This window comes from bacterium (assembly GCA_026398675.1).
Taxonomy (GTDB): domain Bacteria; phylum RBG-13-66-14; class RBG-13-66-14; order RBG-13-66-14; family RBG-13-66-14; genus RBG-13-66-14.
This window is the reverse complement of record JAPLSK010000233.1, coordinates 1-11160: the sequence shown is the minus strand read 5'-3', so window position 1 is coordinate 11160 and position 11160 is coordinate 1. Positions and strand designations below refer to the sequence as shown.

Here is an 11160-nt window from a genome sequence, read left to right as displayed (position 1 = left end):
CAACCGCCTCATCGGGAGGCGGCTGGCCATCGTGGACGCCCTCCCCGGCGTGACGCGGGACCGTATGTACGCCGAGGCGCACTGGCCCTTCGGCCGGTTCGGAGTCGTGGACACCGGCGGCTGGGACCAGGCCGACCCCGAGATGCGCCAGCTCGTGGACGAGCAGCGCCAAATCGCCCTCGCCGAGGCCGACCTCGTCCTGTTCGTGGTGGACGCCATTGACGGCCTGTTGCCCGAGGACATCGAGATTGCCGACACGCTGCGCCGGCTGAAAAAGCCTCTCGTCATCGTGGTCAACAAGGCCGACAACGAGCGGCTGGAGGCCGCCGCCGGCGACTTCTACTCCCTGGGATTCGACGCCGACGTCATTCCGCTCTCGGCCAAGGGAAAGCGGAATTTCAAAAAGCTCCTCGAGGCCGTCGAGAATACCGTCGGCGGTTTCACGGAAAAACCGGATGACGGGCCCTTCCCCATCGCCATCATCGGGCGGCCCAACTCTGGCAAAAGCTCACTGGTCAACGCCCTGGTCGGGGAGAACCGCCTGATAACCTCGGAGGTTCCGGGAACCACCCGCGACGCCGTGGGGGTGCCCTTCAAGTACGGCGGACATGATTACCTCCTGGTGGACACCGCCGGGCTGCGAAAAAAGAAGAAGGTCCGCGGGGAGTTCCTCGAGCGGCTCACCGTGGTACGCGCCCTGGAGCACATCCGCCGCAGCCGCCTCGTGCTCATGCTGGTGGACACCGTGCAGGGACTGGTGACCCAGGACGCGAAGATTCTGGGCTACGCCCTGGAGGAGGGCCGGGCGGCGATTCTGGTCTTCAACAAGTGCGACCTGGTGGAGCACAACCGCACGGAAAAGCGAAGGCTGACCGAGGACGCCCACGGGCTCCTGGGCTTCGCCGCCCACATCCCGGTGGCCTTTACGAGCGCCACCCAGGGACTCGGCCTCAAGCTCCTGATGGACGAAATCGGTCGGGTGGCCGAGGCTTTCGTGCGGCAGATGCCCACGCCGGAGCTGAACCGCGTCGTGCAGAAGGCCCAGGAGGCCCACCCGCCGCCCATCTTCCGGGGAAAAGAGGTGAAGCTGCTCTACGCCGTGCAGACCAACGCCGGGCCGCCCGGCTTCACCGTCTTCACCAATCGCGTGGCGGAGATTCATTTCTCCTGGCGGCGCTTCCTGGAGAACCGACTGCGCGAGGCCGGCGGCTGGGCGGGCGTGCCGCTCTTCGTCGAGTACCGGATGGAGAAGAGGCCCCGCCGGCAAAAGGGGTCGTCCGACGCCGAAAGAAGCTTTTCCGGCGCCGCGTCGAAAAAGCGAGGACGCCGTTGACCTTCGCCCTGAGCCTTCTCGTCGCCATAGTCTGGGGTTCCGTCCCCTGGAGCTGGCTCGTCGCCAAGCTCTGGCGCGGGATAGACCTGCGCGAGGAGGGCTCGAAGAACGTCGGCGCCACCAACGTCCTGCGCACCTGCGGCAAAGTCCCCGGTGTGCTGGCCTACGTCCTGGACGGCGCCAAGGGTTTTGTCGGGGTCTATTTCCTCCCCCAACTCTTCCCCGTAAGCTGGCTCGACCCCACCCTCTACGGCTGCGCGCTGATGGTGGCCGTCATGCTGGGGCACATCTTCACGCCCTTTCTGGGCTTTCGGGGCGGCAAGGGGGCGATGGCCGGCGTCGGCGCGGCGGCGGCCCTCGATCCCTGGATCGGTCTCGTCACCCTGGGTCTCTTTTTAATCGTGGCCTTCGCCACCCGCATCGTCTCCGTAGCCACCATCTCCGCCTCGGTGGCCTACCCCGTCGTAATTACGGTCTTCGGCCTGGCCGGGGGCGGGATGAATTGGGTCCTCCTCGGGTTTGGCGTTCCGGCGGCGGCTCTGGTAATATTCATGCACCGAGGCAACCTGAAGAGGCTGCGCGAGGGTCGGGAGAACGCCCCCCTGCCCGGGGAAAACTCCCCGAAACCGTAAGGAGCCCCTTTGGACCGCTTCAGTCTGGATCAGGTAGAACGGATGACCGGCGTGCCGGCGACCAAAGTCTCCTACTGGCTCTCGGAGTTTCCCGAGCTGCGTGAGCTGGCCCTCGAGGAGGAGGACGAGGTCTTCCTGACCTACGAGGCCCTGGGGCTCGTCCTGCGCCTGGAGCTCCTGTTGGACGAGGTGGGGCTCACCATCGCCGGGGCGCGGCGGCAGCTCGACCTGGATAAAGCCCCGAAGCCCGACGGGGCGAAGCTCGCCGAGAGGCTCCGCCACATTCGCCAAGAACTCTTGCAGGTCAGGCAGATTCTGGAAGAGTAGCCGTGTCCGAGCTTCTTTTGAATTACCTCGCCCTCGAGCGCATCCGGGTCCCCCTGGAGGCGGACACCAAGGAAGGGATAATCGCCGAGATGGCGGGGCTCCTCCAGGACGAGATCCACAACGCGAAGGCCATCGCGGAGGCCATCGAGGCCCGCGAGGAGATAAGCACCGGAATCGGCCACGGGGTCGCCCTCCCCCACTGCCGGCTGGAAGAACTCGCGAAGTCGCGGCTGGCAATCGGCGTCACCTCGGTGAAAGTTGATTGGCAGAGCCAGGACGGGCAACCGGTAATGTTAGTTTTCGCCATCGCCGGTTCCGCCGTGAACCCCACCGAGGTGGTCATACTCCTCGGTGAAATCTCGCGGCTCCTCCACGTTCCGACACTCCGGGAACGGCTCAAGGAAGCCGAGAGCGCCCTCGAGGTGTACGATATCCTGCGAACCCACGTGTAGGGGGTGGACCATCCGCAGTCTGGAACAGACCCTGGTCGAGTCGGGCGCGCTCTCCCAAGAGGAGTTGGAGCGGGTCGTCGTGATTCAGACCCGGGAGGGTATCAGCTTCATCGCCGCGACCCTGGAGAGCGGTTTGATGGACGACCGCGAGCTGGCGGCGGCCGTGTCCCGTCAACTCGGCCTGCCCTACGTGGACTTGACCGACGTCGAGATCGAGCCGGGGCTCCTGAAGAAGGTCCCCGCCGAAATCGCCCGGCAGCACACAATCCTCCCCCTCCAGCGCCGGGGGAACCGTCTGGCGCTGGCCATGCTGGACCCGGGGGACATGGTGGCCATAGACGCCGCCCGCTTCGCCACCGACTACGACGTCCAGCCGGTGGTGGCGTCGAGGGAACAGCTGCTGGCCGCTATCGAGCGCTTCTACGGCCTGGAACCGCCGACGAAAAAGAAGACGAAAACCCGGCCCGCCCTCGAGAAGGAGGAGCCAATCGTCGAGGCCCCCGAGACCCCGAAGACGACCGTCGCCGCGCCCACCTCCACCGACGAGGCGCCCATCATCAACTTCGTCAACGACCTCATCGCCGACGCACTCGCCCACAAGTCCTCGGACATCCACCTGGAGAGCTACGCCGACCGCTTCCGCATCCGCTACCGGGTGGACGGCATCCTCCACGAGGTCCTCTCCCCCGAGGCGAAGTACCGCGACGCCATCGTCAGCCGCCTGAAAATCATGGCCAACCTGGACATCGCCGAGCGGCGCATGCCCCAGGACGGGGCCATCCGCTTCGACGCCCGGGGCGAGCCGGTGGACATCCGCGTCTCCACCGCCCACACCATCACCGGCGAGAAAGTGGCCCTGCGCCTCTTGCGCTCCTCCACCATAAACATCCCGCTGGAGGAGCTGGGTTTCACCAAGGAACAGCTGGTCATTTTCGAAAAGGCCATCGGCGTGCCGAACGGCGTCATCCTCGTCACCGGCCCCACCGGCTCGGGCAAGACCACCACCCTCTACGCCGCCATCAAAGTTCTCAACGACCCCTCGCGCAACATCATGACCGTGGAGGACCCGGTCGAGTACGAGCTGGACGGCGTGAACCAGATCAACGCCAACGCGGAGATAGGCCTGACCTTCGCCCGGGCGCTGCGGGGCTTCCTGCGCCAGGACCCCAACGTGATCCTGGTCGGCGAGGTCCGGGACATCGAGACGGCCAACATCTGCATCCAGGCCGCCTTGACCGGCCACCTCGTCTTCTCCACCGTCCACACCAACGACGCGGTCAGCACCATCAACCGCCTGGTGAACATGGGCGTGGAGCCGTTCATGCTGGCCGCCAGCCTCAACACGGTCATCGCCCAGCGCCTGCTCAGGCGCATCTGCCCGAGCTGCCGGGAACCCGTAACCTACACGGCCGAGCTTCTAGAAAAATTCGGCCTCAAACCCTCTGAAATGGAAGGGGTGGCGAGCTTCGTCGGCTCGGGCTGCGAGAACTGCCTCGGGCTGGGATACGCGGGACAGGTGGGTATCTTCGAGATACTAATGGTTGACGACACGCTCCGGACGATGATAGGCGAGCAGACCGGCGAGCGGGCCATGCGCGAGTACGCCGTGGAGCAGGGGATGCAGACGCTGCGCCAGTCGGCGGTGCAGAAGTTCAAGCGCGGCCTGACCACCCTGGAGGAGATCGAGCGGGTGCTGGGGTAGAGCGAGGTAAAAATGTTCAATTTACATGATTTTTTATTACACAACCGGATAAGTATAAATGTTGTTGAAAGATGTCACTTTAAACGTAGAGAAAAACACTATTCTAATGAGAGCTTTGTAAATGGTAGGCTGCTAATTAAATGCCATAATATAGACAACAAAGGGTACGGATGTGGTAAAGATAACGACATTACCGAAGATATTATAAAAGTGATTAAGGATGGTTTTTTTAAAAAACACTTATCAATTGGCTGTAATGGAGATGATACATCACCGAAGGGTAGGGTAAGATACAGTGCTTGTGTAACTTTCTTTAAAATAGATGTGATTATTACTAAACTGGGCGATACTCAAATTCAGGAGTCGACGAAATGAACAAGAATCTACTGGTGTTTTTTTTCGTTACTTCCATTAGCGGGCGACCGCAGAGGACTCGTCCTACGGGTCGCCCCTACATCATCTCAACCCAGGTTGAGGGTCGGGGCGGCCCCCCTCTCCCCGTGGGAGCGGCGCGCCGACGGGGCTAAGGGTGAGGGCTAGGGGACTGAAGTCCCCGCCCGACATTTATTAAAAACCTACGCTGTGCTAAAGTTGCCCCGCCATGCCCGAGCTGCCCGAAGTCGAGACCATCGCCCGTCAGCTCGCCCCTCTCCTTGAGGGCGGGCGGCTGGTCCGCGTCGAAATCCTCGACTCCCGCCTGGCGCTCGACACCACCGGCCTGTCGGGAACGACGGTAAAAAAGGTCCTGCGGGTCGGGAAGCGGCTCGTCGTGGAGCTGGAGACGGGCCTCTGCCTGCGCTTCGACCTGCGGATGACCGGCCGCCTGACCTGGTCGCCGGGGACGGATTTTTGCCCCAGAAACCTCCGAGCCGTCGTTACGCTGGAAAACGGCCACCTCCTCTTCCACGACCTCCGCCGCCTCGGCGAGATCAGACTCTGCGAATCGTTGTGCGATGCGAAGCCCGCCGGCGTGGAGCCGTTCGACCCCACCCTCACCCCGGAAATATTTTCCACGCTCATCGCCGGGAGCCGCCAGGCGCTGAAGGTCTGGCTCCCGGTCTGTGCCCCGATCGGCCGGTCTCGGGACTGACGCCGCGGGAGCGCTTAAAACTCCTGAACGCTATCCGCGACGTCCTCGCCGAGGCGATTACCCACCGCGGAACCACCCTCTCCGATTACCGGGACTCCCGTGGTTTGCCGGGGGAGCACCAGCGCCACCTCCGGGCCTACGGTCGGAAAGGCGAGGTCTGCCCCCGCTGCGGCGGCCGAATTGAGCGAATCGTCCAGCAGCAGAGGAGCACGTATTTCTGCCCCGGCTGTCAGGTCTGATTTTGTTTTATTCGAGTTTTGTGATATACTTTTCCCGATATTGTGATATTCCCGACTGGTGATGAGTGAAGTTCGATTTGACCCGCCCGCCCCTCGCCTGTAAAATAAGCGAGTGTCACTTTCAACGACGGCGAATGACCGCCGGGGCAATCTAAGGAGCAGCCTTGCAGAAATTTTCTTCCGCCGACGAGGTTCTCGACTTCGCCATCCAGAGGGAGGAGGCGAAGCACAAGCTGCGCTTCGAGATCGAGTACGACGACCTCCTGGAATCCGGGGGATAGGGGGCTCACCCCCATGACCGGGAACAGCGCATCGGTCCGCCGGCGCTCAACCGAAAAGGAACGCGAGATGAGGAAATTACGCGAGGTTTACAAGTGCGAGCTGTGCGGCAACGTCGTGGAAATCGTCCACGGCGGCGCCGGGGAGTTGGTCTGCTGCGGCAAGCCCATGAAGCTCATGGAGGAGAAGACGGCGGATTTCAAGACCGAGAAGCACGTGCCGGTCATCGAGAAGGACGCCGACGGCTACACCGTGACCGTGGGCAGCACATTGCACCCCATGGTCCCCGAGCACTACATCGAGTGGATCGAGCTCCACGCCGGGGAAAAAGTCATGCGCAAGTGGTTGAAACCCGGCGACGAGCCCAAGTCCCACTTCTGCTACTGCGGGGACGCCAAGGTCCGGGCCCGCGAGTACTGCAACGTCCACGGCCTGTGGAAAAGCTAGACAACTAGAGCAAGGGGTTTAACCGAGCGAAGCGAGCTATGCCTCCGGCAAAACCCCTTGTCTCCAATCGAATGAACGGGTGACCGGAAGCACCGCCCGGCCCCTGAAAATATGGGAGAGACCGAGATGCTGAATCCCAAAGTCGAAAAGCTCGTGAACGAGCAGATAAACAAGGAGCTATACTCCGCCTACCTCTACCAGGCCATCGCCGCCTACTTCGCCGCCAAGAACCTCCCCGGCATGGCCCACTGGATGAACGCCCAGGTGCAGGAGGAGGTCATCCACGCCTTCAAGTTCTACAACCACATCCTCGAGCGCGGCGGGCGGGTGGTCCTGGAGGCCATCGAGAAGCCGCCCGTGGAGTGGGAAAGCCCCCTGGCGGCTTTCGAGGCGAGCCTCAAGCACGAGCGCTTCATCTCCGATTCCATCTATAAAATCTACGACGCCGTCGTCGAGACTCGGGACCACGCCACCCGGCCCCTCCTGGACTGGTTCGTCAACGAGCAGATCGAGGAGGAGGACAACGCCACCTCCAACGTCGAGAAGACGAAGCTGGTCCAGGGCAACGGTCAGGGGCTCCTGATGCTGGACAAGGAGATGAGCGTCCGGATCATCCCGGCGCCGATTTTGTTGAGCATCCTCCCCGCGGCGAACTAGCGTAAACGAAACCGATTTTCCTCGAGGTTGGGCGATGAGTATCACGAAATTTTCCGCCGACGAGATCTACGAGCTGGCCGAGCAGATCGAGCGCAACGGGGCCGCCTTCTACCGTAAGGCCGCTCTGGGCTTCGAGGACGCCCCGACGAAAGACATGCTCCAAGACCTGGCCGCCATGGAGGACGAGCACGGGAAAACCTTCCGCGAGCTGCGGGAGAAGCTGACGAAGAAGGACCGGACGGCCACCATTTTCGATCCGGACAACCAGGCCGTCCTTTACCTCCAGGCCATGGCCGGCGGCTACGTCTTCGACGTCCGGGTCGAGCCGGCCGACACGCTCACCGGGAAGGAATCCCTGGATAAGGTCCTCCGCTACGCCATCGGCCTCGAGCGCGATTCCATCGCCTTCTACGTGGGCCTGAAGCAGGCCACGCCCGAACAGTGGGGCCGGGACAAGATAGACTGGATCATCGGGGAGGAAATCGGCCACGTGAACACGCTTTCGGCCAGGCTGGCCGGGATTCGCTAGGCCGTCCGCTTTCAAGACCCCGACGTCGTGAGCCGAGGGCGCGTTCCTCGGCTTTCGTTATCGCGGACGACGGAACGGGCTGACGGGAAAAACGCGTCTCGGGGTATAATACCGCCACACCATGCTGGTTTTCGTTCCCAGAGAGCTCTACTCCGGCCCCCCGCCGGACGGGCTGTTCGATTCGGCGGAGCGCTACTTCGGCGCGCGGCTTGGGCGCGCCTTCGAGGGGCTCCGGCGGAAACTTACGGACGCCTGGAACGAACCCGGGAACCGGCGCTGGTCCCTGGCGCTCGACGGCATGGAAACCGTCGGCTTCGCCTGCGGAACCCGGGAAAGCGACGGCCTCCGGGTGTCCCTTTTGTACCTCGCCGGGCGCCACAACAACGCCGAGGGCGGCATTCGGCTTTTAGACCGGCTGGTGCGGGGGGAAAGCCTCGTTCTGGCCTCGGGGGCGACCCTCAGCCCGCCGCAAGGCGACCTCGGCCCGGCCATGCAGCGCGCCGGCTGGCATCTGGTCCCCCGGGAGAAAAGGGTGCTGCTCTTCCGCGACGCGGGCCTATCCCGACCGCCGACCGTCGAGGGGCACTCCGTCCGCCGTATGCGTCCCGAGGACCTGCGGGCGCTGGCCCTGATCCAGGCCGCGGCCTTCCACAACTCGCCCGATGCCCTCGTCCACCCCGCCCTGGCCGACCCTTTCGAGTCGGAGACGATGCTCGAGGGCTGCCTGGAGGGGAAATTCGGCAGGCCCTTCCCGCCGGGAAACCTGGTGGCCCGGCGGCGGGACCGGCTGATGACCGGCTTCGTCGTCTCCACGGTGGAGGAGAGCAAGGAATCCGCGCCGCTCGGCTTCGTGGTCAGCCTCGCCGTCAGCCCCAACCAACAGGGCAGGGGGCTGGGCCGGTTGCTCATCGCGCACGCCCTCACCGCTTACGCCTCGGCCGGATTCGCCGGCAGCTCCCTGCAGGTCGGCGCCTCCAACCGCGGAGCCGCCGCACTTTACGACTCCCTGGGCTACCGGGTCACGCAAAATGAAATGGCATATCGCCTTGACGCTCAGGGTATTTAGGCCTATATTTATAGTGTTACGGGAGGGTGTCGGCTCTTTAAAAAAAAGAAACGCCTATCGGCCGAAGAAGAAACGGAAGAAAAAGAAGGCGCGGCGGCGGACGCTAAACCCAAAGGCAGGAACGAAGTAGGCGTCCGGTTGCTTGCGCGAACCGCCTTTGATACAGTTCTCCGGCAACCAAACCGGAGAGCGCGCATGGGCGGCCGTCTTTTCTACGGCGACAATCGCGGAATAACATGCAAAACAAGTCACTGAACCGAGGACTCGGCGCCGCCAAGGCGGCCAAGCAGGACGAGTTCTACACCCAGTACGTCGATATCCAGAAAGAGGTCGAGGCATACTTGGAATTCGACCCCGACACCTTCCGTGGCAAGGTCGTCTACTGCAACTGCGACGACCCCTTCGAGAGCAACTTCTTCAAGTACTTCGCCGCCAATTTCAACAAGCTCGGCCTCAAAAAGCTCGTCACCACCAGCTACGACGGCTCCACCATCGCCGGCGCACAACTCACGTTCGGTGAGTACGACGAGGGCAATGGCAAGCGCCAAAAGCCCAAGGCGATTGCCGTCGAGATCGGGGAAGTGGTGGATGTCAACGGGGATGGCGCTACCGGCATTGAAGATGTCAAACTCTTCCTTAAGCAGAACCCCCACACCCGCACACGCCTCGCGGAAGGCGGAGACTTCCGTAGCGCGGAGTGCGTTGAGTTGCTCAAACAGGCGGACATCGTGGTCACCAACCCGCCTTTCTCTCTCTTCCGTGAGTACGTCGCCCAGCTCGTGGAACACGGGAAGAAGTTCCTGATTATCGGGAACAAGAACGCCATCACGTACAAGGAAATCTTCCCGCTCATCAAGGACAACAAACTGTGGATGGGGGTCACTCCAATGGGGACTGATATGCTTTTCGACGTTCCACCCAAAGTAGCAAAGGCCATGCTTGAGTCCGGCAAGAAGGGGAGCAATTACAGAATCGTCAACGGCAAGGTAATGGGCCGGTCTACTTCGGTTTGGTTCACAAACCTCGACCACGGACGCCGCCACCAAGAGCTACCCCTTATGACCATGGCGGACAATTTGAAGTTCAGCAAGCACAAGGAGATCAAGGGCAAGGAGGCCTACGACAGATACGACAACTACGATGCCATCGAAGTGCCGTTCACCGACGCGATTCCCAGCGACTACGACGGCGCTATGGGCGTACCTATTACCTTCCTTGACAAGTACAACCCGGACCAGTTCGAAATTGTGGGCACTACGGAATCCAACGACCCAGACAATGCCTGTAGGACTCGGGTGTACACCTCCTCGGAGTGCCGGGACACGTATCGGAAGCGATTCGGCAAGCCGGGCGTTTACGACCTCAACGCTTCCGGGGTAGTGAACGGCGTCAAGGTTTTCAAGCGAGTCCTCATCCGCCACCGCCGCATTACCCAGCCTGCAAGAGGGTGGAATAAGTGAATACTAAGCTGAAAACCGACATCACCGTTGCCGACATATGCGATGGGTTTGTGTACAACCAACTGGAGGGCAAGGGTCTGTTCGGGCTAGGCGGAAAGCTCACCATTCAGCCGGAGTACCAGCGCAATTACATCTATGCGGATGGTGGAGGCAAGAAAGAGCAAGCGGTCATCCATTCGCTGCTCAAGGGGTATCCGCTGGGCCTGATCTATTTCAACAAAGTCTCGAAGGATAAGTTCGAGGTTTTAGACGGCCAGCAGCGGATCACCAGCATAGGGCGGTTCATCACAAACAAGTTCGCGATCATGGACGACGGCAATCCGAAGAACTTCGACAGCCTGCCCGCCGACCAGCAGGCCCTGATTAGGAACTCGAATTTGCTGATCTACGAGTGCGAGGGCACGGAGACCGAGATCAAGAAGTGGTTCGAGACGATCAACATCGCAGGTGTGCCGCTCAACGACCAGGAGTTGCTGAACGCCATCTACTCCGGCCCGTTTGTGACGCTCGCGAAGGCCGAGTTCAGCAACAGCCAGAACGCGAACATCCAGAAATGGAGCGCCTACGTCAGGGGCAGCGCAAACCGGCAGGAGTTCTTGGAGCGGGCGCTGGACTGGGTGAGCAAGGGCGACATCGGCAGCTACATGAGCCAGCATCGCAACAACAACAATATCAATCAGCTGAAGACTTATTTCAACAGCGTAATCGACTGGGTGTCGAGCGTGTTCAGGGATGTTGAGAGCGAAATGCGGGGACTGGAGTGGGGACGGCTCTACGAGCAATACCATTCCAAGTCCTATGATCCGGCCAAAGTTTCCGCCGAGGTCCAGCGGCTTTATGGCGACCCGTACGTCAAGAACCGTCGCGGCGTCTTCGAATACATTCTCGGCGGCCTTCAAGATTCGAAGCTCTTGGATGTACGGGTGTTTGACGAAGCGACCAAGAAG

The 11160-nt window shown here is 61.8% G+C and carries 12 protein-coding genes; all 12 read left to right on the top strand.

What is annotated here, in order from left to right:
* Nucleotides 1–1333 (top strand): ribosome biogenesis GTPase Der (der, locus tag NTW26_07405; protein MCX7022083.1); only part of this gene is annotated, 1333 nt, incomplete at its 5' end.
* The gene (locus NTW26_07400; GenBank protein MCX7022082.1) at nt 1330–1965 is read left to right on the top strand and encodes a glycerol-3-phosphate acyltransferase; all 636 of its coding nucleotides are present in this window, start codon (nt 1330–1332) and stop codon (nt 1963–1965) included. The genes der and NTW26_07400, both read left to right, overlap by 4 nt.
* Nucleotides 1966–1974: 9 nt before the next feature.
* A complete protein-coding gene (locus NTW26_07395) occupies nt 1975–2292 on the top strand; it encodes a MerR family transcriptional regulator (protein MCX7022081.1) in 318 nt (105 codons plus the stop codon).
* A gap of 2 nt (nt 2293–2294) precedes the next feature.
* Nucleotides 2295–2744: a PTS sugar transporter subunit IIA gene (locus NTW26_07390; protein MCX7022080.1), complete on the top strand. Its 450-nt coding sequence runs from the start codon at nt 2295–2297 to the stop codon at nt 2742–2744.
* 64 nt (nt 2745–2808) lie between these two features.
* Nucleotides 2809–4446 carry an ATPase, T2SS/T4P/T4SS family gene (locus NTW26_07385; GenBank protein ID MCX7022079.1) on the top strand — a complete coding sequence of 546 codons (1638 nt, stop codon included), beginning with the start codon at nt 2809–2811 and terminating at the stop codon, nt 4444–4446.
* A gap of 601 nt (nt 4447–5047) precedes the next feature.
* Complete coding sequence (locus NTW26_07380) at nt 5048–5536, top strand: hypothetical protein (protein ID MCX7022078.1); 489 nt, start codon at nt 5048–5050, stop codon at nt 5534–5536.
* A 587-nt stretch (nt 5537–6123) separates the two neighbouring features.
* The gene (locus NTW26_07375; protein MCX7022077.1) at nt 6124–6501 is read left to right on the top strand and encodes a desulfoferrodoxin; all 378 of its coding nucleotides are present in this window, start codon (nt 6124–6126) and stop codon (nt 6499–6501) included.
* Nucleotides 6502–6627: 126 nt separating this feature from the next.
* Nucleotides 6628–7158, top strand: coding sequence for a ferritin (locus NTW26_07370; protein ID MCX7022076.1), 531 nt, complete (start codon nt 6628–6630; stop codon nt 7156–7158).
* A gap of 34 nt (nt 7159–7192) precedes the next feature.
* Nucleotides 7193–7687, top strand: a complete 495-nt coding sequence (locus NTW26_07365; GenBank protein MCX7022075.1) for a ferritin family protein — start codon at nt 7193–7195, stop codon at nt 7685–7687.
* Between the two features lie 121 nt (nt 7688–7808).
* The gene (locus NTW26_07360) at nt 7809–8753 is read left to right on the top strand and encodes an N-acetyltransferase (protein ID MCX7022074.1); all 945 of its coding nucleotides are present in this window, start codon (nt 7809–7811) and stop codon (nt 8751–8753) included.
* Nucleotides 8754–8989: 236 nt separating this feature from the next.
* Nucleotides 8990–10213, top strand: a complete 1224-nt coding sequence (locus NTW26_07355) for an adenine-specific methyltransferase EcoRI family protein (GenBank protein ID MCX7022073.1) — start codon at nt 8990–8992, stop codon at nt 10211–10213.
* Nucleotides 10210–11160, top strand: a 951-nt coding sequence (locus NTW26_07350) for a DUF262 domain-containing protein (GenBank protein ID MCX7022072.1), incomplete at its 3' end; no start/stop codon positions are given. The genes NTW26_07355 and NTW26_07350, both read left to right, overlap by 4 nt.

What these genes read in the sequence shown, in the direction of transcription:
- NTW26_07355 (MCX7022073.1), top strand. Translation starts at nt 8,990, where the DNA reads ATGCAAAACAAGTCACTGAACCGAGGACTCGGCGCCGCCAAGGCGGCC.
- NTW26_07380 (MCX7022078.1), top strand. Translation starts at nt 5,048, where the DNA reads ATGCCCGAGCTGCCCGAAGTCGAGACCATCGCCCGTCAGCTCGCCCCT.
- NTW26_07365 (MCX7022075.1), top strand. Translation starts at nt 7,193, where the DNA reads ATGAGTATCACGAAATTTTCCGCCGACGAGATCTACGAGCTGGCCGAG.
- NTW26_07375 (MCX7022077.1), top strand. Translation starts at nt 6,124, where the DNA reads ATGAGGAAATTACGCGAGGTTTACAAGTGCGAGCTGTGCGGCAACGTC.
- NTW26_07370 (MCX7022076.1), top strand. Translation starts at nt 6,628, where the DNA reads ATGCTGAATCCCAAAGTCGAAAAGCTCGTGAACGAGCAGATAAACAAG.
- NTW26_07360 (MCX7022074.1), top strand. Translation starts at nt 7,809, where the DNA reads ATGCTGGTTTTCGTTCCCAGAGAGCTCTACTCCGGCCCCCCGCCGGAC.